The sequence below is a fragment of the Pseudomonas sp. S34 genome (assembly GCF_009866745.1).
In the GTDB taxonomy this organism is placed as follows: Bacteria; Pseudomonadota; Gammaproteobacteria; order Pseudomonadales; family Pseudomonadaceae; genus Aquipseudomonas; species Aquipseudomonas jessenii.
On the sequence record NZ_CP019398.1, the window covers coordinates 4,230,864 to 4,255,411 of the forward strand.

General features: G+C 60.7%; 27 protein-coding genes and 1 pseudogene. 13 read left to right on the forward strand and 15 right to left on the reverse strand.

Annotation, left to right across the window (positions count from 1 at the left end; translation table 11 throughout):
- Positions 1 to 17 precede the first annotated feature (17 nt).
- The 7 genes from PspS34_RS18830 to PspS34_RS18860 are packed head-to-tail and all read right to left on the reverse strand — an operon-like array spanning position 18 to position 5,690.
- Positions 18 to 452, reverse strand: coding sequence for a nuclear transport factor 2 family protein (locus PspS34_RS18830; RefSeq protein WP_154947342.1), 435 nt, complete (start codon positions 450 to 452; stop codon positions 18 to 20).
- Positions 449 to 838, reverse strand: coding sequence for a steroid Delta-isomerase (locus PspS34_RS18835; protein WP_154947341.1), 390 nt, complete (start codon positions 836 to 838; stop codon positions 449 to 451). The genes PspS34_RS18830 and PspS34_RS18835 overlap by 4 nt, the downstream gene beginning before the upstream one ends.
- Entirely contained in the window at positions 839 to 2,041 is a 1,203-nt protein-coding gene (locus PspS34_RS18840; RefSeq protein ID WP_150814216.1) for an acetyl-CoA C-acyltransferase, read from the reverse strand.
- A gap of 29 nt (positions 2,042 to 2,070) precedes the next feature.
- Positions 2,071 to 2,529: a MaoC family dehydratase gene (locus PspS34_RS18845; protein ID WP_154947340.1), complete on the reverse strand. Its 459-nt coding sequence runs from the start codon at positions 2,527 to 2,529 to the stop codon at positions 2,071 to 2,073.
- A 2-nt stretch (positions 2,530 to 2,531) separates the two neighbouring features.
- A complete protein-coding gene (locus PspS34_RS18850) occupies positions 2,532 to 3,314 on the reverse strand; it encodes an SDR family oxidoreductase (RefSeq protein WP_154861411.1) in 783 nt (260 codons plus the stop codon).
- 13 nt (positions 3,315 to 3,327) lie between these two features.
- Complete coding sequence (locus PspS34_RS18855; protein ID WP_154947339.1) at positions 3,328 to 4,521, reverse strand: acyl-CoA dehydrogenase family protein; 1,194 nt, start codon at positions 4,519 to 4,521, stop codon at positions 3,328 to 3,330.
- A complete protein-coding gene (locus tag PspS34_RS18860; protein WP_154947338.1) occupies positions 4,518 to 5,690 on the reverse strand; it encodes an acyl-CoA dehydrogenase family protein in 1,173 nt (390 codons plus the stop codon). Before PspS34_RS18860 ends, PspS34_RS18855 begins: the two co-directional genes overlap by 4 nt.
- A gap of 172 nt (positions 5,691 to 5,862) precedes the next feature.
- On the opposite strand from PspS34_RS18860, the gene PspS34_RS18865 reads away from it, so the two are divergent.
- The 3 genes from PspS34_RS18865 (at position 5,863) to PspS34_RS18870 (ending at position 7,882) form a co-directional block, all read left to right on the forward strand.
- Positions 5,863 to 6,507, forward strand: coding sequence for a DUF480 domain-containing protein (locus PspS34_RS18865; RefSeq protein ID WP_057714038.1), 645 nt, complete (start codon positions 5,863 to 5,865; stop codon positions 6,505 to 6,507).
- A gap of 236 nt (positions 6,508 to 6,743) precedes the next feature.
- Positions 6,744 to 7,049 (forward strand): IS3 family transposase, encoded by a 306-nt coding sequence (locus tag PspS34_RS28695; RefSeq protein ID WP_008047186.1) that lies wholly within the window; start codon positions 6,744 to 6,746, stop codon positions 7,047 to 7,049.
- The gene (locus tag PspS34_RS18870; protein WP_223509062.1) at positions 7,046 to 7,882 is read left to right on the forward strand and encodes an IS3 family transposase; all 837 of its coding nucleotides are present in this window, start codon (positions 7,046 to 7,048) and stop codon (positions 7,880 to 7,882) included. Before PspS34_RS28695 ends, PspS34_RS18870 begins: the two co-directional genes overlap by 4 nt.
- Before the next feature lie 279 nt (positions 7,883 to 8,161).
- Here PspS34_RS18870 and PspS34_RS18875 read toward each other — a convergent pair whose 3' ends face one another.
- Together PspS34_RS18875 and PspS34_RS18880 are read right to left on the reverse strand one after the other, a co-directional pair.
- Positions 8,162 to 8,680 (reverse strand): cupin domain-containing protein, encoded by a 519-nt coding sequence (locus PspS34_RS18875; protein ID WP_154947337.1) that lies wholly within the window; start codon positions 8,678 to 8,680, stop codon positions 8,162 to 8,164.
- Positions 8,681 to 8,689: 9 nt separating this feature from the next.
- Positions 8,690 to 9,508 (reverse strand): shikimate 5-dehydrogenase, encoded by an 819-nt coding sequence (locus PspS34_RS18880; protein WP_154861415.1) that lies wholly within the window; start codon positions 9,506 to 9,508, stop codon positions 8,690 to 8,692.
- A 246-nt stretch (positions 9,509 to 9,754) separates the two neighbouring features.
- On the opposite strand from PspS34_RS18880, the gene PspS34_RS18885 reads away from it, so the two are divergent.
- The 3 genes and pseudogenes from PspS34_RS18885 to PspS34_RS28700 all read left to right on the forward strand — a co-directional run bounded on the left by PspS34_RS18885 (position 9,755) and on the right by PspS34_RS28700 (position 10,838).
- On the forward strand, positions 9,755 to 10,108 hold the full coding sequence (locus PspS34_RS18885) for a hypothetical protein (protein WP_150814223.1): 354 nt from the start codon (positions 9,755 to 9,757) through the stop codon (positions 10,106 to 10,108).
- Between the two features lie 235 nt (positions 10,109 to 10,343).
- Positions 10,344 to 10,538, forward strand: coding sequence for a hypothetical protein (locus PspS34_RS18890; protein ID WP_008052996.1), 195 nt, complete (start codon positions 10,344 to 10,346; stop codon positions 10,536 to 10,538).
- Between the two features lie 115 nt (positions 10,539 to 10,653).
- Positions 10,654 to 10,838, forward strand: a pseudogene (locus tag PspS34_RS28700) (hypothetical protein).
- Here the strand turns inward: PspS34_RS28700 and PspS34_RS18900 are convergent.
- Positions 10,835 to 11,896 carry an AI-2E family transporter gene (locus PspS34_RS18900; protein WP_150814224.1) on the reverse strand — a complete coding sequence of 354 codons (1,062 nt, stop codon included), beginning with the start codon at positions 11,894 to 11,896 and terminating at the stop codon, positions 10,835 to 10,837. The pseudogene PspS34_RS28700 and the gene PspS34_RS18900 overlap by 4 nt on opposite strands.
- A 164-nt stretch (positions 11,897 to 12,060) precedes the next feature.
- Between PspS34_RS18900 and yegQ the strand changes: the two genes are divergently transcribed.
- Entirely contained in the window at positions 12,061 to 13,386 is a 1,326-nt protein-coding gene (gene yegQ / locus PspS34_RS18905; RefSeq protein WP_154861416.1) for a tRNA 5-hydroxyuridine modification protein YegQ, read from the forward strand.
- A 103-nt stretch (positions 13,387 to 13,489) separates the two neighbouring features.
- On the opposite strand, the gene PspS34_RS18910 is transcribed toward yegQ, so the two are convergent.
- A complete protein-coding gene (locus PspS34_RS18910; protein ID WP_150814226.1) occupies positions 13,490 to 14,353 on the reverse strand; it encodes a LysR substrate-binding domain-containing protein in 864 nt (287 codons plus the stop codon).
- Positions 14,354 to 14,449: 96 nt separating this feature from the next.
- Between PspS34_RS18910 and PspS34_RS18915 the strand changes: the two genes are divergently transcribed.
- On the forward strand, positions 14,450 to 15,361 hold the full coding sequence (locus tag PspS34_RS18915; RefSeq protein ID WP_154947336.1) for a DMT family transporter: 912 nt from the start codon (positions 14,450 to 14,452) through the stop codon (positions 15,359 to 15,361).
- A gap of 162 nt (positions 15,362 to 15,523) precedes the next feature.
- Here PspS34_RS18915 and PspS34_RS18920 read toward each other — a convergent pair whose 3' ends face one another.
- A complete protein-coding gene (locus PspS34_RS18920) occupies positions 15,524 to 16,234 on the reverse strand; it encodes a FadR/GntR family transcriptional regulator (RefSeq protein WP_090456787.1) in 711 nt (236 codons plus the stop codon).
- A 278-nt stretch (positions 16,235 to 16,512) separates the two neighbouring features.
- Between PspS34_RS18920 and PspS34_RS18925 the strand changes: the two genes are divergently transcribed.
- The 3 genes from PspS34_RS18925 (at position 16,513) to ampC (ending at position 20,497) form a co-directional block, all read left to right on the forward strand.
- Positions 16,513 to 17,859: an MFS transporter gene (locus tag PspS34_RS18925; RefSeq protein ID WP_154861418.1), complete on the forward strand. Its 1,347-nt coding sequence runs from the start codon at positions 16,513 to 16,515 to the stop codon at positions 17,857 to 17,859.
- Between the two features lie 24 nt (positions 17,860 to 17,883).
- Positions 17,884 to 19,227 carry a glucarate dehydratase gene (gene gudD, locus PspS34_RS18930; RefSeq protein WP_159390276.1) on the forward strand — a complete coding sequence of 448 codons (1,344 nt, stop codon included), beginning with the start codon at positions 17,884 to 17,886 and terminating at the stop codon, positions 19,225 to 19,227.
- Positions 19,228 to 19,357: 130 nt separating this feature from the next.
- Positions 19,358 to 20,497: a class C beta-lactamase gene (ampC, locus tag PspS34_RS18935; protein WP_150814229.1), complete on the forward strand. Its 1,140-nt coding sequence runs from the start codon at positions 19,358 to 19,360 to the stop codon at positions 20,495 to 20,497.
- A 148-nt stretch (positions 20,498 to 20,645) separates the two neighbouring features.
- Here ampC and PspS34_RS18940 read toward each other — a convergent pair whose 3' ends face one another.
- A complete protein-coding gene (locus PspS34_RS18940; RefSeq protein WP_150814230.1) occupies positions 20,646 to 21,197 on the reverse strand; it encodes a DUF4174 domain-containing protein in 552 nt (183 codons plus the stop codon).
- Between the two features lie 180 nt (positions 21,198 to 21,377).
- Here PspS34_RS18940 and PspS34_RS18945 point away from each other — a divergent pair, with 180 nt between their 5' ends.
- Positions 21,378 to 21,746, forward strand: coding sequence for a VOC family protein (locus PspS34_RS18945; protein WP_154861420.1), 369 nt, complete (start codon positions 21,378 to 21,380; stop codon positions 21,744 to 21,746).
- A 20-nt stretch (positions 21,747 to 21,766) separates the two neighbouring features.
- Here PspS34_RS18945 and PspS34_RS18950 read toward each other — a convergent pair whose 3' ends face one another.
- Positions 21,767 to 22,552: a sulfite exporter TauE/SafE family protein gene (locus PspS34_RS18950; protein WP_057714023.1), complete on the reverse strand. Its 786-nt coding sequence runs from the start codon at positions 22,550 to 22,552 to the stop codon at positions 21,767 to 21,769.
- Positions 22,553 to 22,769: 217 nt separating this feature from the next.
- Positions 22,770 to 23,519 carry a hypothetical protein gene (locus PspS34_RS18955; RefSeq protein ID WP_057716584.1) on the reverse strand — a complete coding sequence of 250 codons (750 nt, stop codon included), beginning with the start codon at positions 23,517 to 23,519 and terminating at the stop codon, positions 22,770 to 22,772.
- A gap of 207 nt (positions 23,520 to 23,726) precedes the next feature.
- Here PspS34_RS18955 and PspS34_RS18960 point away from each other — a divergent pair, with 207 nt between their 5' ends.
- Complete coding sequence (locus tag PspS34_RS18960; protein WP_154861421.1) at positions 23,727 to 24,548, forward strand: aldo/keto reductase; 822 nt, start codon at positions 23,727 to 23,729, stop codon at positions 24,546 to 24,548.

Here is a 24,548-nt window from a genome sequence, read left to right on the forward strand (position 1 = left end):
TCTGGAGTGAGCAACTTTCAGGAACGCGCCACTTCCGAGTGAGCGGTAAAGCGGGTGGCGACGATCTTCCATTGGCCGGCGATACGCTGATAACGGTCCTGATAGAACCCACCCAACTGCCGCGTCGCCCCGCTCTCACCATCCAGGTTGAAATACCACAGGGCCCAACGGCCCTGGGCTTCATCTTCGCTTAGCACCTCGATTTCCGGGTTGGCGCCGTGATGCAGGTCGATCACCCGCTCATGGCAGGCCAGTTCGCGGTACAGCGCGACAAAACTGTTGCGCTCACGAAAGATCCCCAGCGGGCCGTAATCGATCAGCACTTCACCTTCGGCGAAGCAGTCGGCAATCACCTCGACTTGCTTGAGATCGCAGGCGTTGAGGTAGCGATGCTTGAGCTGGCGAATATCCTCCAGCGCTTCCAGGCGGGCGATCCGCTGCTCCAGGTTCATGCGGCACCTCGCGCGATTACGTTAACTTCACTCCAGTAGGCTTTCATCGAGCGGACCTTGCCGTCGGTATCGAATTCCATCACGTCGATCACATGCAGCGAGCACGGTTGCCCGCCCCAGTCCATGTCGACCCGGAACGGCATCGCGCCGCAACCGTTGAGGGTCGCGCGAACCGGGCCGGTCCGGGTTGCGGAGACTTTCATCGCCCCCAGTCCTTCACGGTAAAAACGCGCGATGGCGTCGATGCCCTGCAACGGCGCCTGGCCGACCGGGTCTTCAACGGTGGCGTCTTTGGCATAGAGCGCGAGGATGCCGTCGATGTCGCCGGCATCCACCAATTCCACGTAACGCGCCATTGTCGTCTGGATATGTTGTGCGCTGATCATTCAGACCACCTCGAATAGAGCAGCAGCGCCCATGCCGCCACCGATGCACATACTCACCACCACGTAACGCAAGCCGCGACGCTGGCCTTCGACCAACGCGTGGCCAACCATCCGCGCCCCGGACATGCCGAACGGATGGCCGATGGAGATCGCCCCGCCATTGACGTTCAGGCGCTCGGCCGGAATGCCCAGGGTGTCACGGCAATACAGCACCTGGCAGGCGAACGCTTCGTTCAACTCCCACAGGCCGATGTGGTCCATGGTCAGGCCATGACGCTTGAGCAATTTCGGAATCGCGTAGATCGGGCCGATGCCCATCTCGTCGGAATTGCAGCCGGCGACGGCCATGCCGCGATAGATCCCCAGCGGTTCCAGGCCACGTTTCTCGGCCATTTTTGCGCTCATCAGTACCGAAGCCGATGCGCCGTCGGAGAGCTGGGAGGCGTTGCCGGCGGTGATGAAACGACCCTTGTCGCTCCACTGACCGCCCGGCCACACTGGCTCCAGCGCCTTCAGGCTCTGGAGAGTGGTGTCGATGCGGTTGCACTCATCGCGCAGCAAGGTGACGGTTTCATAACTGGTTTCGCCGGTGGCCTTGTCGAACAGTGCCTTGCGGCTGGTCAGCGGTGCGAGCTCCCGGTCGAAGCGTCCGGCGCTCTGAGCCTGTGCGGTACGCAACTGGCTCTGGTAGCTGTATTCGTCCTGCTCGTCGCGGGAGATGCCGTAGCGCGCGGAGACGATCTCGGCGGTTTCGATCATCGGGATGTAGGCGTGCGGGTCCAGCTCGATCACCGAACCCGACTGATTGCGATACAGGTTCTTGTGCTTGTTCTGCACCAGGGAAATCGACTCCAGGCCACCGGCCACGGCGATGTCGATTTCGTCGCACATGATGCCCTTGGCGGCCATGGCGATACTCATCAGGCCCGACGAGCACTGGCGCTCGACGGCCATCCCGGCAACCGATGCCGGCAAGCCACCGGCAATCGCACACAGGCGCCCCAGGTTATAGGACTGCGTACCCTGCTGCGCGGCGGCGCCGATGATCACGTCGTCCACTTCACCCGGTTCGATACCGGCACGGCGCACGGCTTCGCGCACCACATGTCCGCCCAGTTGCGGCGCTTCGGTGTCATTGAACGCCCCGCGAAAGGCTTTACCGATCGGGGTGCGGGCGGTGGAAACGATGACGGCTTCTTTCATGCTGGATTCCTCGAAAATGCTGTTGAAGGTCAGGCCGGGTAATAACGACTGATGGTGTCGACCACGCAGCCAGGGCGTTCCTCGCCGTCGATTTCGACGCTGACGCGGATGGTCGCCTGTACGCCGCCCTTCACTTCCTCGACCGCGATCAGTTGCGCACTGCCGCGCACCCGCGAGCCGACGCGCACCACCGAGGGGAAGCGCACCCGCTCACAGCCGTAATTGACGCCCATGGCCAGGCCACGGACCTCGACGATCTGCGGCAAGAACAGATTGACCAGCGACAGGCTCAGGTAGCCATGGGCAATGCAGGCGCCAAAAGGGCCGCTGGCAGCCTTGCGCGGATCGACGTGAATCCACTGGTGATCGCCGGTGGCGTCGGCGAAGCGGTCGATGCGATCCTGTTCCAGCAACAGCCAGTCGCTGGCGCCGAGTGATTCGCCCACGGCGTCGAACAAGGCCATCGGCGTGTCGAAAATACGTGGCATGGTCACGCCCTCTGGCTGGACACCGACAACACTTCGCCGGTCATGTAGGAGCTGTAGTCGCTGGCCAGGAACATCATCACGTTGGCCACCTCCCAGACTTCGGCGGCGCGGCCGAACGCTTCGTTGGCGGCCAGTTGATCTAGCACTGCCTGGGGCGCGGATTTGCGCAGGAAATCGTGCAGGGCAATGCTCGGGCTGACCGCGTTGATACGGATGCCGTAGTCAGCCGCCTCGACCGCTGCGCAGCGGGTCAGCGCCATCACGCCAGCCTTGGCGGCGGCGTAGTGCGCCTGTTCTTTCTGCGCGCGCCAGCCCAGCACCGAGGCGTTGTTGACGATCACTCCGGCACGGCGCTCCATCATTTTCGGCAGCATGGCGCGGGTCATGCGCATGGTGCCGGTGAGCGTCACGTCGATGACCCGATGCCACTCTTCATCGGCCATGTCCACCAGCAACCGCGAGCCGCCAAGCCCGGCATTGTTGATCAACACATCGACGCCTTGCAGGTCACGCTCGGCGCAGACGATCAGCTGCTGTACCTGGGCTTCGTCGGCAACGTTGCAGACCTGGCCGAACACGTGTTGCAGCCCGGTGGTTTCGCGGATTTTCAGCACCGCTTCGGCCAACCGGCCTTCATGGATATCGCTGATCATCAGCGCACGACAGCCTTCTTCGGCGGCACGCACGGCGGCGGAAAAACCGATCCCGGCGCCTGCGGCGGCGGTGATCAGCACCGACTTGCCGCGCAGCAGGCCGCGACCTTCAACATATTGAGGTACAGACATGAACTCTCTCCTTTCAGGCGCGCGGACGCGGCTCTTTGGGCATGCCCAAGGCACGCTCGGCGATGATGTTGCGCTGGATTTCGTTGCTGCCGCCGTACAGGGTGTCGGCGCGGCTGAACAGGTACAGCGACTGCAAACGGGTCAACCGGTAAGGCGCGGCTTCGAGCAATTCCGCCTCGGCGCCGAGGACGTCCATCGCCAACTTGCCGAGGCTGGCGTGCCACGTCGACCAGAACAGCTTGTAGATGGTCGCCTCTTTGCGCAGCGAACCGTCCTGGCTACCCGAGAGCATGCGCAGCGAGTTGTAACGCATGATCCGCAACCCGCTCCAGGCTTCGGCCAGGCGCTGACGCAGGATCGGATCGCGGTCGGCGCCATTGGACTTGGCGATGGCGATGATTTCGTTGAGTTCGTTCTGGAACTGCATCTGCTGGCCGAGGGTCGACACACCCCGCTCGAAGCCCAGCAGCGCCATGGCGATCTTCCAGCCTTCGCCCGGTGCGCCAATGATATTGGTGGCGTCGGTGCGGGCATCGTCGAAGAACACTTCGTTGAATTCCGAGGTGCCGGTGAGTTGCTCGATGGGTCGTACGGTTATTTCTGTCTGGGCCATGGGCACCAGCAGGAACGACAGACCACGATGGCCGACGCTACCCGGCTCGGTGCGGGCGATGACAAAGCACCAGTCCGATTCGTGGGCCAGGGAGGTCCAGACTTTCTGGCCATTGATGATCCAACTGCCGCTGGCTTCATCCAGCGTTGCGCGGGTCTTGACGTTGGCCAGGTCGGAACCGGCGCCCGGCTCTGAATAGCCCTGGCACCAGAACGACGTACCGCTGACGATCCCCGGCAAAAAACGCTGTTGCTGTTCGACCGTGCCGAATGCGGCGATGGTCGGCCCGGCCAGGCCTTCGCCGATATGCCCCATGCGGCCGGGGCCGCCGGCGCGGGCGTACTCTTCGTTGAAGATCACCTGCTGGGTGATCGACAGGCCGCGCCCGCCATGCTCCGGCGCCCAGCCGACGCAGGTCCAGCCGCCTTCGGCAAGCTTGCGCTCCCAGGCTTTGCGCTCTTCGGGAAACATATGCTCATCGCCCGGACCACCGCGAAAACGCAGGGCTTCGAATTCGCCGCAGAGGTTGGCGCTCATCCAGTCGGCGACTTCCCGACGGAAGCGTTCGTCCTGCTCGCTGAAACTGATTTTCATGGCTGCTCTCCCAGAATCACCGAAGCAATGCGCTCGCGATGCCAGGCCGGTAGCCCGAGGAAACTCTCGCTGGCGCGGGCGCGCTTGAAGTAGAGGTGCGGGTCGTATTCCCAGGTGAAACCGACGCCGCCGTGTAGCTGGATCGATTCGGACGCGCAGGAGAAGTAGGTCTCGGAGCACTGCGCCTTGGCCAGCGCCGCCGCCAGCGGCAGTTCGGCCGCGACCTGCGGATCACCCTGGGGATCGAGGACTTCCTGGGCCACGCACGCGGCGTAATAACTGGCCGAACGGGCGCATTCGACTTGCAGCATCATGTCGGCGGCGCGGTGTTTGAGGGCCTGGAAACTGGCAATCGGGCGACCGAACTGCTGGCGCTCCTGCATGTAGGCCACGCTGAGGTCGAGCACCTGCTGCGCGCCGCCGGTCTGCTCGGCAGCCAGGCCGATGCAGGCCAGTTGCAGGACTCGCTCAAGGTGCGACCAGCCGTTCCCGAACTCGCCCAGCAGGCAGTCGGCTTCAAGGTACAGGCCCTTGAGCTGGATCCGCGCCTGGCGCCGGGTCTGGTCCATGGTCGGCAGCATTTGCCGTTCGATACCTGCGCATACGGCGTTCACGGCAAACAGGCTGATGCCCTTTTCGCCAGTGGTTCCGGGTTGCCGTGCGGCAATGATCAACAGGTCAGCGCCATGACCATCGAGCACATGCTTGAGGGTGCCCTCTAGGACGAACCCCTCGCCCTCAGCCACCACCGTTGCCTGGACATCGTCGGCGGACCAGCCGTTGGCACTGCTGAACGCCAGGGTCGCGGTCACGCTGCCATCGGCAATCGACGGCAACCAGCGCTGCTTCTGTTGATCATTGGCCGCCAGCAACAGCGCAGGGGTGGCCATGCAGGCGGTGGCGAAAAATGGCGAGCACAGCAAACGCCGGCCCATCTGTTCCAGCAGGATCGTCAGCTCGACAAAGCCGAGGCCCAGGCCCCCATAGGTTTCGGGGATATGAATGGCCGGCCAGTACATTTCCTGGCACAGACGCTGCCAGAGGGCTTCGTCGAAACCCCGTTCGCTGACCATTGCCGCGCGCACCGCGGCAGAATCCGAGACATCGGTGAGGAAACCCTCGGCCGATGCGCGGATCATTTCCTGTTCGTCGCTGAATGCAAACTCCATCGCGGCGCCTTCTGCTCGTTTGGCGGGGCGCGCGTGGCGCAACACCCCTTTGAGCATGAAGTTTGGCGCCGCCCGGACGCGACAGAATCGTTAGCCTTGCCTAGTCCGAACGGGCGATGTCAAAGTGCACCTACGCAAGTGAAAAACATGAATCGGCTAAGGATGCAGAACCATGAGCACTGAGCAAGAGACGACTTTCGACGAGCCACGGCTCAGCAGCACGGAAATCCGCATTCTGGGTTCGTTGATCGAGAAACAGGCCACCAGCCCGGAAACCTATCCCCTGACCCTCAATGCCCTGGTGATTGCCTGCAACCAGAAAACCAGCCGCGAGCCAGTGATGAACCTGACGCCGGGCCAGGTCGGTCAGAGCCTGCGCGCCCTCGAAGGACGCGGCTTCGCCAGACTGGTGATGGGCAGCCGCGCCGACCGCTGGGAACACAAGGTCGACAAGGCCCTGGAACTGGTACCGGCGCAGGTCATCCTGACCGGGCTGATGTTTCTGCGCGGCCCGCAGACCGTCAATGAACTGCTAACCCGCAGCGGCCGCATGCATGAATTCGAAGACACCGAACAGGTGGTGCATCAACTCGAACGCCTGATTGCCCGGGGTCTGGCCGTGCTGATTCCGCGTCAGGCCGGCCAGCGCGAAGACCGTTACACCCACGCCCTGGGCGACCCGGCGGATATCGAAGCGATCATGGCGGCACGGCAAAACCCGGCCGAGCGTGGCGGCAGCGGGGTTTCGGTTGAACGGATCGAAGAACTGGAAGCGCGAATTGCGGCGCTGGAAGAAAGACTGGCCCGGCTCGAATAACCTGGATGTTTGCCTGACACAAAACCTGTAGGAGCGAGCCTGCTCGCGATGGCGGACTGTCAGGCGCATCAATGCCGAATGGGCCGACGCTATCGCGAGCAAGCTCGCTCCCACAATGGATCGTGGACCGACGGGCATGTGTGATTGACACAACACCTGTAGGAGCGAGCCTGAACTGGCCTAATAATTCCGGACACCTCTTAAGGGCGATATGATTTCGCCAACTTGGAGGTTCCATGAACGAAAGAAAGGTCTATACCCGCGAGTTCAAGCTGCATGCTGCCAGCATGGTGCTTGATGATAACTGCCCGGTTCCAGACGTTTGTGCATCGCTGGATATCGGGCCCACCGCTTTACGGCGCTGGGTCGATCAGGTTCGCAAGGAGCGCGAGGGGCAGCCAGTTAAAGGCACTAAGGCGATTACCGAAGATCAACGCCAGATCCAGGAACTGAAGGCCAAGATCAAGCGCATGGAAATGGAAGCCGAGATCTTAAAAAAGGCTACCGCTCTCTTGATGTCGGATCCCGATCGTTTTCGATGATTGCGGAACTAAGAGAGTCGTTCCCGACTGCCATTGTGTGTCGTGTTTTCGATGTGAAGCGCAGCAGCTTTTATGAGTGGCTTCAGCGGCGAGCCAAACCGCGGATCAGACGCGAAGAACTCAAGCTGAAAGTGGTTGAACTGCACAGCGAAAGCCGGGAAGCCATGGGTTCCAGAATGATCAGCAAGAACCTGAAGTCCCAAAACATCGCGATCGGAAGAGGCCTTGTCAGAACGCTAATGAGGGAGGCCAACATTGTCAGTAAACAACGCCAGCCTCACCCATTCAGATCCAAAGGTGTTGAAGCATTTGTCGTGCCCAATCGGCTCAAACGCAATTTTAAGCCGGCTGCAGTCGATCAGGTCTGGTGTGGCGACGTGACCAGCTTGATGGTGGGTGAGCGCTGGGTTCATCTGGCCATCGTGATCGATTTGTTTGCTCGCCGCGTCATTGGCTGGGCGTTTTCGCTGGTCAATGACGCCAACTTGGTCAGCAAGGCGCTACGCATGGCAATAGAGGTTCGAATGTGTCCTCCGGGACTGATGTTCCATTCGGATCAGGGCTGTCAGTACACCAGCCGCAAGTTTCAGGAAGAACTGAAGCGTCGAGACATATTGCAAAGCATGAGTCATCGCGGGCAGTGTTGGGACAACGCTCCAACAGAGCGATTTTTTGGCACGCTGAAATCAGAATGGGTGCCTCGTAGTGGCTACAGCAAGATCGAGGAAGCAAAAACCGATATGGTGCGCTTCTTCATGTACTACAACCGCACGAGGCTCCACAGCTACAACAACTATCTGTCGCCAATAGCCATGGAGCAAAAGGCGGCATAAGCACCGTAACCGGTGTCCGGGATTACTTGACCGGTTCAGCCTGCTCGCGATGGTGGACTGTCAGGTGCATCAATGCCGAATGGGCCGACGCTATCGCGAGCAAGCTCGCTCCCACAATGGATCGTGGACCGACGGGCATGTGTGATTGACACAACACCTGTAGGAGCGAGCCTGCTCGCGAAAAACGTCCAGACGACGCGCTCATTCAGACAGCACGCGTTATCGTTGACGTCCATCGCGAGCAGGCTCGCTCCTACAGTGGTTTGACGGTGCCCGTGGTTACTCGCCGTCCCAGTAATCCACCCCGTCCGCCTGCCGGGCCACCGCAACAAAGCCTGACGCATTACCCTCGGCATCCACCCTGAAGTCATCCATCACGGCGTATTTACCGGAATCCGGGTATTCACAGATTTCCGGTGATTGCTGGGTGCTGACGGCCAGGTACCGCAACTCGCCGTTACTGGTATTGATGATCTGGTGCGCCTTTTCAGGCCCACCCGGTGGACAGGCGATCACATCACCGGCACGGATTGAAAACCGTTCGGATCCCAGGCGAACCTGCCCTTCCCCGGCCACGACGTAGAACATTTCCTCATTGACCCGATGACTGTGAAACGGACTGCCGCGCATGCCTGGCTCCAGCACATACAGGCGATAACCCAGTTTTTGCGCCCCCAGTTGCTGACCGACAAGGGCCAGGCGCTGTTGATAGCGACCGGCGGTTTCACCGGTCGGCGCAAACGCTTCGGGTAGCGGCTCAAGTTCGACCGAATCCAGATTGAGAATGGGGGGATGCATGGACACCTCCTAGCTGCGGGCAAACGCCACGGCCTTCTGGAATTGCTCGTCCGTCGGCCGTACACCGGTATAGAGCACAAATTGCTCCAGTGCCTGGATCGCGATCACTTCCAGCCCGGTGATGACCCGTTTGCCTTCGGCACGGGCACGCACGATCAGCGGTGTTTCCGAGGGTATCGCCACCACATCGAAGACAGTTTCCGCTTTTTCGATCACATCAGGCTCAAAGGCCAGTTGATCGGCCTCCGGTCCTCCCGTCATGCCGATCGGGGTGACGTTGACCAGCATCTGCGGGCGACGACTCCCCAGTTCGGCCTGCCACTCATACCCCAAAGACTGCGCCAGCGCCTGCCCGGCGCGCTCGTTGCGGGCCACGATCAGGCCGTTTTCATAGCCGCCATCGCGCAAGGCACTCGCCACGGCCTTGGCCATGCCGCCGCTGCCGCGCAAGGCAAAGGTCGAGTCCTTGGGCACCTGGTGTTTTTCCAGCAACTGGGCAACGGCGATGTAGTCGGTGTTGTAGGCCTTGAGATGCCCGTCGGTGTTGACGATGGTGTTGATCGATTGAATGGCGGCGGCAGATGCGTCGAGTTCATCCACCAGGGCAATGCAGGCTTCCTTGAACGGCATCGACACGCCACAACCACGAATCCGCAGGGCGCGAATGCCGGCAACAGCACCCGTCAGGTCCTGGCTGGCAAAGGCCTTGTAGTAAAAATTCAAGTCCAGTTGTTCATACAGATGATTGTGAAAACGCAGGCCAAAGTTCCCCGGGCGCCCTGAAAGGGACATGCACAACTGGGTGTCTTTGTTGGGGTTCATCTGCATGGGCAAGCTCCTTCAAATGCACTTTTCGGATGGACGGGATTAGCCCTCCATCGGGTTCTGATCGATCATGTAAGCGTGTTCGCACGGGCCTACACGGGTCGGTAAGAAAGTCGGTACAGACCTTACACAAAATTTACCTCGCGGCCGTGCTGTTTTTCAGAAAAACGCTGTCTTAGAAGTATCCCCGCGACAATCCTTGGGTCTATTGCAGACACAAGCGCCGGGTTGAAGAACCGAGGTACTATCATGATCCGTAAAGTCCCCACAGTAGCCTTGCTGATCGGCGCCCTCGCTATCGCAGGTCAGGCGCAAGCCGGGCATGGTAATGACGCGGCGGTATTTGGAGCGATCGTCGGTACTGCCATCGTCGGCTCGGCTCTGATCAACGCCAACCGCCCGGTCTATGTCGCGCCGCAACCGGTCTACTACCAGCCCGCGCCGGTTTATTACGCACCACCGCCTCCGGTTTACTACCAACCGGCCCCGGTCTACGTGCAACAACCGATCTACTACCGTCCGGCCCCGGTTTACTACGGACCACCCCGTGGTTACTACGGCCCGCCACGCGGCTACTACGGCCGACATTACGGTCGCTGGTAACAGACTCAACCGGCCCCGCTGAAACAGTGGGGCTTTTTTATATCCAATTGTCGGTCAAGGTCTGGATAAATCTCGCCAAGGTCGCTATCGGGACAGTGTCCGTGGCAGAAACAGGCAAGATGGACTTGACCCGATTTCTGCCCCGCGGCACAAAACGGTCATATTTTTGTCATGTCAGTTCCGCAAGCTCGGTGCTGTCCGTCGAAAACAGGTTCATAACAACAAGGACGACCACATGCCAACGCAAAACCCGCACCGCATCGTCGGTCTGTGCACCTCCAGCAAGGTCTACAACGCACTGACCGAACTCAAGCACCTGGAAGGTCATCGCAGCGCCAAGTTTCTCTCGCTGCTGACGCAAAGCCTGGTGCGCAAGGGCCTGCTCAACGAGCAGGAAGTGGTTCATATGCTCGATCAGGTGGTCAGCTGACCGACCAACGGTCGTTTACCCCCTCTGGCATCAATGACCACTATCGAAAACGTTGATTACCCCTCAAGGTACCCGGACCTTAAAGTAACTCCACAGATTGATGGAGGTACTTTTCATGTCCAAGGTTCAGATCATGTCCGTTATCGGCAGCGCCGTCCCCGCACAGCTCAGAGAGCTGGGCATGCTTGCCTGCTGGTACCTGGTGCAGGACGGCGTACAGATCAGCGGCCCGCTCACTTCGCTGCCCGTGAGCTGTCGCAACGCATCGGCAGCGGCCAGTCCGGCAGGTTCAGCGCCTAAGGCAGCTGCACCCGCGGTTTGGTTTCGATGAAAATGTCCCAGCTCGACATGAACAGGGCCGCGATCAACGGGCCGATGACAAAACCGTTCAGCCCGAAAATCGCCAGGCCGCCGAGGGTCGAGATCAGGATCATGTAGTCCGGCATCCTGGTGTCCTTGCCCACCAGCAATGGCCGGAGCAGGTTGTCCACCAGACCGATCACCAAGACCCCGAACAATACCAGCACCACGCCCTGCCAGATCGCCCCGGTGAGCAGGAAAAACGCCGCCACCGGCACCCAGACTATTCCCGCCCCCACCGCCGGCAGCAACGACAGAAACGCCATCAACACCGCCCAGAGCAACACGCTGGGAACGTCCAGAAACCAGAAAATCAGACCGCCCAGCGCGCCTTGGGTGACGGCCACCAACAGGTTGCCTTTCACCGTCGCCCGTACCACACGATTGAACTTGAGCTGCAAACGGCGTTTCTGCTGTTCCTGCAACGGCACCGCCGCACGCACCTTGCGCGCCAGTTCCGCACCGTCACGCAGGAAGAAAAACAGCAGGTACAGCATGATGAAAAAGCTGACGATGAACTCGAACGTGCCCTGGCCGAAACTGAACGCCTTAGAGGCCAGCACCTGCCCGCCGGCCATCGTGCTCTTGACGATTTTCTCGTGCAGCCCGTTCAACTCGCCCATGCCGAAGCGATCCAGCAGATGCTGGAAATACGGCGGCAGGCTGTGCTTGAACTGCGACACATACCCGGCAATGTCGAGTTCGCCGCTCTCGACGCTTTTGTAGAGTGACGCGCCTTCCTGAACCAGCAAGGCACTGATGACGATCACCGGCAGAATCGCAATCACCAGGCAAATGCTCAATGTGCACAGCGACGTGAGGTTGCGTTGCCAGCCGAACTTCACTTGCAGCCGGCCCTGCAGTGGCGCAAAGAGGATGCCCAGGATCACCGCCCAGAACGCCGCGCCGTAAAACGGCAGCAGGATCCAGATGAAGGCAGCGCTCACCAGCACCAGCAAAACCATCAGCGATTTGTCTTGTGGGGTAGTTTCGTTCATGTCCGATCCGTGCCAGCCAGTCAGGACGAAAAACTTTCGCCTTGATGTTTAGTCCGCCACGGCTCGCGCGAGTGCCATCGGTTTGTTGATCAGGCATAGATCCAGGTCAATAAACCCTTGGCACAGGGCATTTACCCTGTGCGGCTTTTGCGACCGACACTGCCATGAACCTCACTGCGCCAGAACTGCTCGCCCCCGCCGGCACCTTGAAAAACATGCGTTACGCCTTCGCCTACGGCGCCGATGCCGTGTATGCCGGCCAGCCGCGCTACAGCCTGCGGGTGCGCAATAACGAATTCGACCACGCCAACCTGGCCCTCGGCATTCGCGAGGCCCAGGCCCAGGGCAAGCGCTTCTACGTGGTGGTGAACATCGCGCCGCACAACGCCAAGCTCAAGACTTTCCTCAAGGACCTTGAACCGGTGATCGCCATGGCCCCGGATGCGCTGATCATGTCCGACCCCGGCCTGATCATGCTGGTGCGCAGATACTATCCGCAGATGCCGATCCACCTTTCGGTGCAGGCCAATACGGTGAACTGGGCCAGTGTCGAGTTCTGGCAGCAGCAAGGCTTGAGCCGGATCATCCTGTCCCGAGAGCTGTCCCTGGAAGAAATCGCCGAGATCCGCGAGCAAGTGCCAGCCATGGAACTGGAGGTGTTCGTGCACGGCGCATTGTGCATGGCCTACTCCGGGCGTTGCCTGCTGTCGGGCTACATGAACCGGCGCGATGCCAATCAGGGCAGCTGCACCAACGCCTGTCGCTGGAAATACTCGGCGCAGCCGGCCACGGAAAACCAGCTCGGCGAGATCGTCCGGACATTCGAACCCGAACCGACCTTGGGCATCGGCGCGCCCACCGATCAGGTGTTCCTGTTGCAGGAAGCCAATCGTCCCGGCGAACAGATGCCCGCCTTCGAAGACGAACACGGCACTTACATCATGAACGCCAAGGACCTGCGCGCCGTGCAGCATGTCGAACGCCTGACCCACATGGGCGTGCACTCCCTGAAAATCGAAGGCCGGACAAAATCCCATTTTTATTGCGCGCGCACTACCCAGGTTTATCGCCGGGCCATCGACGATGCGGTGGCGGGCCGGGCCTTCGACCGCGGCCTGATGACCGACCTGGAGTCCCTCGCCCAGCGCGGCTACACCGAAGGTTTTCTGCGCCGGCATGTACATGACGAATACCAGAACTACCAGAACGGCAGCTCGGTGTCGGAGCGCCAACAGTTTGTCGGTGAACTGACCGGACAGCGGCGGGATCGCCTGGCCGAAGTCAAGGTGAAAAACCGCTTCGGCCTGGGCGATCACATGGAGCTGATGACGCCCAAGGGCAACTTCCACTTCGATCTGCATCAGTTGCAGAACGCCAAGGGTGAAGCGATCGACGTTGCGCCGGGGGATGGGCATACGGTGTATTTGCCGATACCGGATGCGGTGGAGCTGGGTTTTGGCCTGCTTATGCGGGACATCAACATGCCGTAACCCCTGTGGGAGCGGGCTTGCTCGCGAAGGGGGCGGCACATTCAAAGTCAATGTTGCCTGACACACCGCCTTCGCGAGCAAGCCCGCTCCCACAGGTACTGCGTCAGGCAAATTCCTCGCGGAGCATCGCCACAAACGCCTCACGCGCCGGGTGCACCCCGGCGTTTTCGTGCCAGTAAAACAGGTTGTCGACGGCGGTCAGCTCGGGGAACTCAAACCCTGCGCACCCTGCACCTTTGGCGTATTGGTCAAAGATCCCCTTAGGCACCAGCGCCACGCCGGCCCCGGCGCTGACGCAACCGACAATCGCGCCATAACTGGCCAGGCTGACAATCGGCAGCGCCTGCCCCTTGCGCAACAACCAATGCTCCAGCGCCGCCCGGTACGGACAGCCCTGGGGCCACATGAACACGGTCTGGTCCTGCAAATCACTGATATCCCGCAGCGGCCCCAGGGAGGTCGAGGCGATCAGCAGCAGCTCTTCGCGGTACATCGGCGTGCGCTTGAGGTGCGAACGCTCGACATCCACCGCCACGATGGCGCCGTCGAGCTTGTGGTTGAGTGTGTCGTCGAGCAACTGCCCCCAGGAGCCGGTGGTCAGCTCCAGCGCCACCTGCGGGAAACGCTTGTGGAATTTCGCCAGCAGGCGCGGCAATCGCCCGGTGGCCGACGACTCGATGGCTCCGATGCGCAACGGCCCCGAGGGTTCGGCCGAAGGATCGACCGCGCGCTTGGCCTCGGCGGTGAGGGCAAGAATTTTCGAGGCGTAGGCCAGGAAGGTTTGCCCCGACGGGCTGATGCGCAGCCCTCGACCCTCACGCAAAAACAGCGCGACACCCAGTTCGGCCTCCAGGGCCTTGATCCGTGCCGTGATGTTCGACGGCACGCAATGCAACAGCTCGGCCGCGCGGGCGATGCTGCCGACATCGGCCACGGTCTTGAACATGCGAATCTGAGCCAGCTCCATACATCACCTATAGTGAACGGTTAGCGCAGTATAAGTCAGTTGTGGCGAACGATCCGCTTTCTGATACTCAGTGCATCCACCCACAGGTGCACGACCATGACGCCGCTCACACCCTCCCCCGTTTCACCCTGGAAAATCATTCTGGCCATGGCGTTTGTCGTGGCGTGCTGGGGCTACTCCCCGACCGGCATCCATATCGGCTTGCAGGCCTATGACCCGGTGCACCTGGCGCTCCTGCGCTTCCTGCTCGCCTCTGTGTTCATGGCCGTGGTCGCGATGTTCAAGGGCATTCGCCTGCCGAGCCTGCGAGATCTGCCCCTGATGTTCGGCCTGGGCTTCTTTGCTGTGAGCCTGCACCACGTGGCGATCAACTTCGGGCAACAGGGTGTGAGCGCTGGCGCTTCGAGCGTCCTGGCCCAGACCACGCCGCTGTTCAGTACGTTGATCGCGCGCTTCGTGTTCAAGGATCAGGTGAGCCTGTGGCGCTGGGGTTGTGTGCTGCTCGGGTTGTTTGGCGTGATGATTGTGGTGGCGGGCGATCATGGCTTGGGCAGCATTGATGCCCATGGCTTGCTGATCCTGCTGGCGGCGGTGTCCTGGAGTCTCTACTTTGCCCTGCAAAAGCATCACACCGGGCGATACGACGGGCTGACGCTGGTGTGTTACACGGTGTGGTCCGGGACGGTGCTGTTGCTGGTCTACTTGCCCGGTCTGGTGGATCAAGTCGCCCAGGCGCCGCTGCGCGTGCAGTTTGCGGTGATTGCCCTGGGGATATTCCCCAGTGCCCTGGCGTACCTGGCCTGGGCTTATGTGCTGGCGCATGTCGATTTGAGTCGGGCGACGATGACGCTGTATTTGACGCCGCCGACGGCGATGGTGATTGCGTCTTATGCGCTCGGCGAACGGCCGACGCTGATGATCGTGGTCGGCGGGTTGGTGGTGTTGGCGAGTGTGCTGGCGTTGAATCTGGAGCGGCGGGTGGTCATTGCTCAGGTTGTTCGGGTCTGATCCATGCTTTTTGCTGTCTGGGCTGGCGCCTTCGCGAGCAAGCCCGCTCCCACAGGTTCTGAGGTGTGCTCAAGAGCTGCGGCAAACATAAAACCCTGTGGGAGCGGGCTTGCTCGCGAAGAACGATGACTGGGTGTCACTGACAAAACACCCAAATCGCAGTCAGCTGGGCGAAAACCGGTCGCGACTGTTGGTCAGGTGCAGCCACATCGCCGCCCGCGCCGCGTCCGGGTCCTGGCGTTTGATGGCGTTGAGAATCGCCTCGTGCTCCAGGTTGGCCAACTGACCGAGCTTGCTCAAGTCCACCGCACCACGCTCGGCGGCATTGACCCGGGTGCGCGGGATCATCGCACTGCCCAGGTGCTGCATGATTTCGGTGAAGCAGACGTTGCCGGTGGCTTCGGCGATCAGCAGATGAAAACGCCGGTCCGCTTCGACACAGCTGTCGTTGTTGGCCAGCAGGTTTTGATAGTCGTCCAGCGCTTCACGCATCTGCGCCAGTTGCAGATCGGTGCGGCGAGTTGCCGCCAGCGCCGCCGCCTGGGTTTCCAGACCCATGCGCAACTCCAGAATACTGCGCACCCCCAACGCCGTATCGACATTCAGCCGCAGCCCCTGCTCCGGAGCGCGCTCGATCACAAACGTGCCAATCCCATGCCGGGTTTCCACCAGCCCCGAGGCCTGTAACTTCGAGATCGCCTCGCGCACCACCGTGCGACTGACCCCGTGCTCCTGAACGATGGTGTTTTCCGACGGCAGCTTGTCGCCGGGCAACATCTGGCCGAGCAGGATGCGCTGGGTCAGTTTCTCCACCAGATCATGGGCCAGGTTGTGGCTGCGCTTACGGGCAGGTGCTTCGAGGTCTTCTTGCATGGGCGTGTCCGAAATCAGGGCTATCGAATCGTAGCACCGCGCCGGGCGGGAATTCCGAAAAATCTCGTTCAGCTTGTATGACAACACTCAACAAAAGCCCATATTGAGTCGCTTAAAAGGCCACTCAGCACCACCAATGGAATTAAAAACCTCTGAATTACCGCCATTTCATTGGACAAACATGGTTGCAAGTTCAAAAAACCTAGTTGTATGATGTCTATCAACAACGCAACACCCAGCTTCACCCCGCATAAAAATAACGAGTGGGAGAAAATGCAGTGAATACATCCATCTCCGGGATGCACGACGACGCCAATTCAGCGCTGAAGTCGGCCATCGCCAAAGTCAAAAGACACGTCTTGCCGCTGTTCGTCATCATGTTCATCGTCAATTACATTGATCGCGTGAACATCGGTTTCGTCCGCTCCCACATGGAGCACGACCTGGGCATTGGCGCGGCCGCCTACGGCCTGGGTGCCGGTCTGTTCTTCATCGGTTATGCACTGTTCGAGGTGCCCTCCAACATCCTTCTGCAGAAAGTCGGCGCACGCATCTGGCTGACCCGGATCATGCTGACCTGGGGCCTGGTCGCCGCAGGCATGGCGTTCATCCAGAACGAAACCCACTTCTACATCCTGCGTTTTCTGCTGGGCGTGGCCGAAGCCGGGTTCTTTCCCGGGGTGATCTACTACTTCACCCGTTGGTTGCCTGGCGTGGAGCGAGGCAAGGCGATTGCCATCTTCCTCAGTGGCTCGGCGCTCGCGTCGCTGATCTCAGGCCCCCTGTCCGGTTTGCTCCTGCAAATCGAAGGGCTGGGCCTGCACGGCTGGCAGTGGATGTACTTCATCGAGGGCATGTTTTCGGTGGGATTGTGCGTGTTCGTCTGGTTCTGGCTGGACTCCAGGCCCCACGACGCCAAATGGCTGAGCCGCGAAGAGCAGGACGCACTGGTCAAGGCCATCGACGACGAACAACTGGCCCGGGAAGCCGCCACGCCCATCAAGCCGTCGCTGGGCAAACTGCTCAAGGATCGCCAGATCATCCTGTTCTGCCTGATCTACTTCTTTATCCAGCTAACCATCTACGCCGCGACCTTCTGGCTGCCGAGCATCATCAAGAAGATGGGCGATCTGAGCGATGTCCAGGTCGGGCTGTTCAACTCGATTCCGTGGTTGCTGTCGATTGTCGGCATGTACGCCTTCGCTTCCTTGTCGGCCAAATGGAAACACCAGCAAGCCTGGGTCGCCACTGCCCTGCTGATCGCTGCTGCCGGGATGTTCATGTCCACCACCGGCGGGCCGGTCTACGCCTTTGTCGCCATCTGCTTTGCAGCACTGGGCTTCAAATCGGCCTCGTCGCTGTTCTGGCCGATTCCCCAGGCCTATCTGGATGCGCGCATTGCCGCTGGCGTCATCGCGTTGATCAACTCGGTGGGCAACCTCGGCGGCTTCGTTGCGCCGACCACTTTCGGCCTGCTGGAAGAGCGCACCGGTTCCATTCAGGGCGGGCTGTACGGCCTGGCCGCGACTTCGATCATCGCCGCCATCATCGTGTTTGCTGCCCGCAACACACCGAAACCCGCACCTGCCGTGGCGCTGGGCAAACCCGCTCCCGACCACGCCTGAATTCTGCTTTTTAAGGATTGGAAAATGAACCCACAAGACACCGCAAAAGCCCCGGTCATCACCAGCATGCAAGTGGTTCCGGTCGCCGGCCACGATGGCATGCTGCTCAACCTGAGCGGCGCCCACGGCCCGTTTTTCACCCGTAACATCGTGATCCTCAAGGACAACGCCGGCCACACCGGCGTTGGCGAAGTGCCGGGGGGCGAGCGCATTCGCCAGACCCTCGAAGACGCGCGCAGCCTGGTGGTCGGCAGCCCGATTGGCACTTATCAGAAAATCCTTAATCAGGTACGCCAGACCTTCGCCGACCGCGATACCGGTGGCCGCGGTTTGCAGACCTTCGATCTGCGCATCACCATTCACGCCGTCACCGGCCTGGAAGCCGCATTGCTCGATTTGCTCGGTCAGCACCTGGACGTACCGGTGGCCGCCCTGCTCGGCGAAGGCCAGCAGCGCGATGAAGTGAAGATGCTCGGCTATCTGTTTTACGTCGGTGATCGCAACGAAACCGACCTCGCCTACCGCTGCGAACCGGACGCCGACAACGACTGGTTCCGCGTGCGGCACGAGAAAGCCATGACCGCCGATGCGGTAGTCCGCCTGGCCGAGGCGGCTCACGCGCGTTATGGCTTCAAGGACTTCAAGCTCAAGGGCGGCGTGCTCAGCGGCAACGCCGAAATCGAAGCGGTCACAGCCCTTGCCGAATGCTTCCCCGATGCGCGCATCACCCTCGACCCGAATGGCGCCTGGTCACTGAAAGAAGCCATCCGCCTGTGCCGCGATCAGCACCACGTGCTGGCCTACGCCGAAGACCCGTGTGGGGCAGAAAACGGTTACTCGGGTCGAGAAGTCATGGCCGAATTCCGTCGCGCCACGGGTTTGAAAACCGCGACCAACATGATCGCCACCGACTGGCGGGAGATGGGCCATGCGATCCAGTTGCAGTCGGTCGATATCCCCCTGGCCGACCCGCACTTCTGGACGATGCAGGGTTCGGTGCGCGTGGCGCAGATGTGCCACGAATGGGGCCTGACCTGGGGTTCGCACTCTAACAACCACTTCGACATTTCCCTGGCGATGTTCACCCATGTCGCGGCAGCGGCGCCGGGCGAGATCACCGCCATCGACACCCACTGGATCTGGCAGGATGGCCAGCGCCTGACCAAGGCCCCGCTGCAAATCGTCGACGGCTGCGTGCAGGTGCCGCAGAAACCGGGGCTGGGGGTCGAGCTGGATATGGATCAGGTCGCCAAGGCTCACGAGCTGTACAAAGGCATGGGCCTGGGGGCGCGGGATGACAGCGTGGCGATGCAGTTCCTGATGCCCGGCTGGAAGTTCGACAACAAGCGGCCTTGCCTGGTGCGTTGAAGCGCCAAGCGCGTTGAATCAAGGGTTGCGCGTGGCCGCCTGATGGCGGCCAATTTTAAAAAGCGCTCGGAGCATGGCGCTTGAGCCCCTAAAATGACGCGCAACTGAATCAACGACGGATGAAACCAATATGGACAGGCTGAAAACCATCGCCGCTGGCATGGCGATATTCGCCGCGGGCCAGTGCGCCGCACAGGATCAAGTCGAGACAGTGGTGAACGCCGCTGTACAACCGGTAATGCAGGCCGAGGGTATCCATGGCATGGCCGTGGCGGTCACCGTCAACGGCCAGGCGCATTACTTCAACTATGGCGTCGCCTCGATAGAAACCGGCAACCCCGTCACACAAGACACCCTGTTCGAAATCGGCTCCGTCAGCAAAACCTTCACCGCCACCCTCGCCGCCTACGCCCAGGCCACCGGCAAGATGTCCCTGACCGACAAGGCCAGCCAGGTCCTGCCGGCCTTGCGTGGCAGTGCTTTCGACAACATCAGTGTGCTGCAACTGGGCACCTACAGCGCTGGCGGTTTACCCCTGCAATTTCCTGCTGAATCTGATTCGGCCGACAAAATGCTCGGCTACTACAAACAATGGAAACCGCTCTACGCCCCCGGCAGCCACCGACTGTATTCGAACCCCAGTCTGGGCCTGTTCGGCTACCTCGCCGCCCACAGCATGGGCCAGCCGTTTGATGACCTGATGGAGAAGACCCTGCTGCCAAAACTCGGCTTGCGGCACACCTATGTGCATGTGCCGCAGGATCAGATGGCGCTCTACGCCCAGGGCTACAACAAGGACGGCAAACCGGTACGGGTGGGGCCGGGCGCGCTGGATTCCGAGGCGTATGGGGTGAAGACCAGCGCCGCAGACTTGCTCAGCTATGTCGGCGCGAACATGAAGCCGGCGTCCCTGGAAAAGCCGTTGCAGCAAGCCATCGCCTTGACTCACAGCGGTTACTACACCGTAGGCGATATGACCCAGGGCTTGGGCTGGGAGATGTATCGATACCCGATCACACTGGATCGCTTGCTGGACGGCAACTCCACGCCAATGGCCATGCAGGCCCATGAAGTCCAGTGGCTGAACCCGCCGCAGGCGCAGCCGCAGAACGTGCTGATCAACAAGACAGGTTCAACCGGTGGCTTCGGGGCTTATGTGGCGTACGTGCCTTCGAAGGACATCGGTATCGTGATGCTGGCCAACAAGAATTATCCCAATGCGCAACGGGTCAGGATCGCTCATCAGATACTGAGTGCCCTTGCCCGATAGTTGCTGATCCATCTGTGGGAGCGAGCTTGCTCCGGGCGGCGCTCCGAGGATGGAGGTCTGACATTCAACATTTGTATCGACTGTTACGACGCTATCGCGAGCAAGCTCGCTCCCACAGAAAAGCCTGCCATTGTCGCCAGATAGAGGATCAATCATCCGGCATTTCAGGCGGCTTGGCGGGCTTGGCCGGTTTGCCAGGTTTTGTACCTTTGGCGCCTTTTGCCGCCGGCTCGGCTTCAGTGACGGGAGCGGCCACGGTCGCGGTAAATTCTTTCTCGGCCGCCGGCAGCTGATCGACAACGCTGAAAACATCTTCCAGCTTGATGGCGTCCGATTGGTCAAGTTTCTTTTCGCCGTCCTTGCCGACCAGAATCACCTTGGTCTTGGCGCCGGCCCCCAGCTTGAGCGAGCGGATCAGCGCCGCCGTGTCCTGTGGCCCGAGGTCCTTGCCGTCGCGCTGGCCCATCAGGTTGAGTACGGTGTAGAGCACCATGTTGCGGTCGGTGAAGCCCTTGCGGTTGGCCGGCTCATCCAGGGACTTTTTCAGGCTCACCCAGGTCGGATCAACCGTGCTCGGAGCGATGACGATCAGTGGCCGGGCCCTGCCCTTGTCCATGTCCAGCGGTGAGTCGCCATCGGCGGCGAATGAGGTGCCGGCAATCGCCAGCAAAGTAGCCAGTGTCAGTGACCTGATGAGCATGCGCATCTCCTTTTGATATTCACGCTCTAATGATTGCGCATCGCGGCGATCGTTCCGGGTGACATACCGCAAATATTGTTCGCCTTGCCCCAAGCTTAGGTCAGGGCGGTCATTGCGCAACAGGCTGGGCTAATCTGAAGACTCATGGCAACCAGCCTGATCCCTTGTGAGGACTTGCCCATGAGTACTCAGTTGAATCACACCATCGTCTGGTGCCGGGACAAGCAGGTTTCGGCGAATTTCCTGACGGGCCTCCTTGGCCTGCCTGCCCCCGAGCCCTTCGGCCCCATGCTGATCGTCAAACTGGATAACGGCGTATCACTGGATTTCTACGACAACGAGCCGCCGATTGCGTCTCAGCACTACGCATTCCTGATTGGCGATGAGGAGTTCGATGCGGCCTTCGCACGCCTGCAAGCCAACGGTCAGCCATGGTGGGCCGACCCGGGCAAGCAGCGACTGAGGGAGATCAATGATTACGCGGGAGGACGGCGGGTGTATTTCGATGACCCGGACGGGCATCTGCTGGAAATATTCACCCGCGAATGAAGCTGGCGCGGCGGCTTGATTCAGAACGCCAGTTTGTAGCCGATCAGCAACAGCATGGTCGCCAGGCAAGGGCGCAGCAATTCATCGGAGATGCGCCCGGTCAGGTGGCTGCCCAGGTAAATCCCCGGCAACGAGCCCACCAGCAAGTAACCCAAGACGTGCCAATCCATGTTGCCCATGCTGGCGTGGCCAAGGCCCGCGACCAGGGTCAGCGGCACGGCGTGGGCGATTTCAGTCCCCACCAGGCGGCGGGTCGGCAGCATCGGATAGAGAATGAACAGTGCCACGGTGCCCAGTGCACCGGCACCGATGGACGTCAGCGCGACCATGGCGCCAAGGACCAGCCCGGTGATGACCGTCATCACGTTCAAGCGCAATCCGCTGGGGTTGTAGTTGCCACCCGCACGTTTGTGGGCGAAGTCGAGCAGGCGCTTCTTGAACAGGATCGCCAGAGCCGTGGCGAACAACACGAACCCGAGGGCTTGCTTGATGATCGCGTTCATCGACTCGGGGGCGCTGTGCAGGGTACTGAGGAACCACAGCGTCAACGCCACCGCGGGCACGCTGCCCAAGGTCAGCCAGCCGGTGATCGCCCAGTCGATGTTGTTGTTCTTGCGGTGAACCAGTACGCCGCTGGACTTGGTGATGGCGGCGTACAGCAGGTCGGTACCGACCGCCGTCGCCGGGTTGATGCCGAATCCAAGCAGAATCGGGGTCATGAGCGACCCGCCACCTACGCCCGTCATGCCGACGATGAAGCCGACAACCAGCCCGGCAACGACCAACCCGATGTTCACTAAATCCATGAATACTTCCACAAAGATCGCAGGGGAAATCTGGCCCGCAGCATAGCGATATTTCTTATAACCAGTTATATCGATGCGATCTATCTTTATACCCTGAACTCAATTCCCCCTGTGGGAGCGGGCTTGCTCGCGAAAGCGGTGGGTCAGTCGATATTAATGCTGCCTGACACTACGCCTTCGCGAGCAAGCCCGCTCCCACAAGGAATATGTGTCGTGCTCACTGCACCGGCAGGAAATTCAGGAACAGCAGGCTCTGGGCATAGTTCACGCCGATGCGCCGGTAGCGTTCGTCGAGCATCCGGGTCAGCAGGTCCAGCCGGGCGACGATCTTGCCGAACTCGACGGCAAAGCTCAGGTTGCTGCCCTCCTCCGAGATTTCGTTGGAGAACAGCAAGGGCTGGCCCTCTTTGTTCTGTCGCTGGCTGAGGATCCAGGTGGCGATTTCGATATTGCGCGCGGCATTGCTGACAAATACCGGGTTAATCGTGTCGGTCATGTAGAACTCGAGGCGATTGCCGTGGGCGGTCACCAGCATGCTGCCGATGGCATAGATGAACGCCCCGACCCGGTCGCCCAGAAACTCCGGACTCATGGCAAAACGCAGGGCCGCGAGGTCCTTTTTGCCGCCCAGGGTCGGCAATGGTTGCTGCAGCTCAATGGCCATGCGCACTTGCTTGCCAGCGGTGCGGGCATCGAGGAAACCGGATTTTTTCAGCTCGTCGGGGTTACGCAGATAGAGCTTGCTCATCAGCAGGTAAAGGCTGTTGAGGTTGTCGCGCATGGTCAGGGTGGCCATGCGGTCGACGCTGGTCTGCAGGAACTCCTGGGGTTTGCCTTCGCGCATCTGGTTGATGATGTCGCCGCCCTGCTGCTGACTGCAACCGGTGACGTAGAGCATCGACAAACCTGCAAGCAGCAGGCAATGACGGCGGATTTTAGTGGTGATCGTGGGTGACACTCGAGCCATGGGTTCTTGGACTTGGGCATGGGCCGGCGGTGGGGATCGCCGCAGGCTGCCATGGATAGAGCCGGACATTTCGAAAAAGTGCAGTATCGGCACAGAGCAATCGATCACCGGCAAGGTGCAGCTCAAGAGTTCGCAGCCTGCGGCGGAACCGATGGACTATTCTGGTGCCCACTGAAATAACCATCGGCATTCATAAAGGAGGTTTGCATGCGCACGCTTGAACTGGCTGGCAACAGGGTCCCGGTCATCGGCCAGGGGACTTGGCAGATGGGCGAAGACCGTTCACGGCACACGGAAGAAGTCGCGGCACTGCGCCTGGGTATCGAGCTGGGCATGACCCTGATCGACACCGCGGAAATGTACGCCGAAGGCGGTGCCGAGGAAGTGGTGCGCGATGCCATTGCCGGCCAGCGCGACAACGTCTTTCTGGTCAGCAAGGTGTACCCGCACAACGCCAGTCGCCTGGGCATTCCCCAGGCTTGCGAGCGAAGCCTGCGCAGGCTTGGCACCGATTACATCGACCTGTATCTGCTGCATTGGCGGGGTCAGTATCCTCTGGAAGAAACCGTCGACGCCTTCGAGCGCTTGCGCGAAGCCGGCAAGATTGGCCGTTGGGGCGTGTCCAACTTCGACCTCGACGACCTGCTGGAACTGGACGCCCCGACCTGTGCCACCAATCAGGTGCTCTACAACCTGGAGCAACGGGGCATAGAATTTGATTTGCTGCCCTGGAGCCTACAACGGCGGTTGCCGGTCATGGCTTACTGCCCGATTGGCCAAGGCGGTAAAATGCTCTTGGACGTCGCGCTCAAGCAGGTAGCTGCCCGTCACGGCGTCGCACCGGCTCAGGTGGCACTGGCCTGGATACTGCGTCAGGAAGGAGTGATCGCCATCCCCAAGGCGGTCCGACTCGAACATGTACGCCTCAACGCCCAGGCCGCCACGTTGCAGCTTGAGCCCGGGGATCTGGAGGCGCTGGACCAAGCGTTTCACGCGCCACAACGCAAACAGCGGCTGGCCATGGTCTGA

Excerpts from the sequence above, each read along its gene's own strand:
- PspS34_RS18835 (WP_154947341.1), bottom strand. The coding sequence starts at position 838 with ATGATCAGCGCACAACATATCCAGACGACAATGGCGCGTTACGTGGAA.
- ampC (WP_150814229.1), top strand. The coding sequence starts at position 19,358 with ATGGACAGGCTGAAAACCATCGCCGCTGGCATGGCGATATTCGCCGCG.
- PspS34_RS18875 (WP_154947337.1), bottom strand. The coding sequence starts at position 8,680 with ATGCATCCCCCCATTCTCAATCTGGATTCGGTCGAACTTGAGCCGCTA.
- PspS34_RS18940 (WP_150814230.1), bottom strand. The coding sequence starts at position 21,197 with ATGCTCATCAGGTCACTGACACTGGCTACTTTGCTGGCGATTGCCGGC.
- gudD (WP_159390276.1), top strand. The coding sequence starts at position 17,884 with ATGAACCCACAAGACACCGCAAAAGCCCCGGTCATCACCAGCATGCAA.
- PspS34_RS18865 (WP_057714038.1), top strand. The coding sequence starts at position 5,863 with ATGAGCACTGAGCAAGAGACGACTTTCGACGAGCCACGGCTCAGCAGC.
- PspS34_RS18920 (WP_090456787.1), bottom strand. The coding sequence starts at position 16,234 with ATGCAAGAAGACCTCGAAGCACCTGCCCGTAAGCGCAGCCACAACCTG.
- PspS34_RS18830 (WP_154947342.1), bottom strand. The coding sequence starts at position 452 with ATGAACCTGGAGCAGCGGATCGCCCGCCTGGAAGCGCTGGAGGATATT.
- PspS34_RS18880 (WP_154861415.1), bottom strand. The coding sequence starts at position 9,508 with ATGCAGATGAACCCCAACAAAGACACCCAGTTGTGCATGTCCCTTTCA.
- PspS34_RS18850 (WP_154861411.1), bottom strand. The coding sequence starts at position 3,314 with ATGTCTGTACCTCAATATGTTGAAGGTCGCGGCCTGCTGCGCGGCAAG.
- PspS34_RS28695 (WP_008047186.1), top strand. The coding sequence starts at position 6,744 with ATGAACGAAAGAAAGGTCTATACCCGCGAGTTCAAGCTGCATGCTGCC.
- PspS34_RS18855 (WP_154947339.1), bottom strand. The coding sequence starts at position 4,521 with ATGAAAATCAGTTTCAGCGAGCAGGACGAACGCTTCCGTCGGGAAGTC.
- PspS34_RS18845 (WP_154947340.1), bottom strand. The coding sequence starts at position 2,529 with ATGCCACGTATTTTCGACACGCCGATGGCCTTGTTCGACGCCGTGGGC.
- PspS34_RS18840 (WP_150814216.1), bottom strand. The coding sequence starts at position 2,041 with ATGAAAGAAGCCGTCATCGTTTCCACCGCCCGCACCCCGATCGGTAAA.
- PspS34_RS18910 (WP_150814226.1), bottom strand. The coding sequence starts at position 14,353 with ATGGAGCTGGCTCAGATTCGCATGTTCAAGACCGTGGCCGATGTCGGC.
- PspS34_RS18960 (WP_154861421.1), top strand. The coding sequence starts at position 23,727 with ATGCGCACGCTTGAACTGGCTGGCAACAGGGTCCCGGTCATCGGCCAG.
- yegQ (WP_154861416.1), top strand. The coding sequence starts at position 12,061 with ATGAACCTCACTGCGCCAGAACTGCTCGCCCCCGCCGGCACCTTGAAA.
- PspS34_RS18950 (WP_057714023.1), bottom strand. The coding sequence starts at position 22,552 with ATGGATTTAGTGAACATCGGGTTGGTCGTTGCCGGGCTGGTTGTCGGC.
- PspS34_RS18885 (WP_150814223.1), top strand. The coding sequence starts at position 9,755 with ATGATCCGTAAAGTCCCCACAGTAGCCTTGCTGATCGGCGCCCTCGCT.
- PspS34_RS18945 (WP_154861420.1), top strand. The coding sequence starts at position 21,378 with ATGAGTACTCAGTTGAATCACACCATCGTCTGGTGCCGGGACAAGCAG.
- PspS34_RS18870 (WP_223509062.1), top strand. The coding sequence starts at position 7,046 with ATGATTGCGGAACTAAGAGAGTCGTTCCCGACTGCCATTGTGTGTCGT.
- PspS34_RS18955 (WP_057716584.1), bottom strand. The coding sequence starts at position 23,519 with ATGGCTCGAGTGTCACCCACGATCACCACTAAAATCCGCCGTCATTGC.
- PspS34_RS18890 (WP_008052996.1), top strand. The coding sequence starts at position 10,344 with ATGCCAACGCAAAACCCGCACCGCATCGTCGGTCTGTGCACCTCCAGC.
- PspS34_RS18900 (WP_150814224.1), bottom strand. The coding sequence starts at position 11,896 with ATGAACGAAACTACCCCACAAGACAAATCGCTGATGGTTTTGCTGGTG.
- PspS34_RS18860 (WP_154947338.1), bottom strand. The coding sequence starts at position 5,690 with ATGGAGTTTGCATTCAGCGACGAACAGGAAATGATCCGCGCATCGGCC.
- PspS34_RS18915 (WP_154947336.1), top strand. The coding sequence starts at position 14,450 with ATGACGCCGCTCACACCCTCCCCCGTTTCACCCTGGAAAATCATTCTG.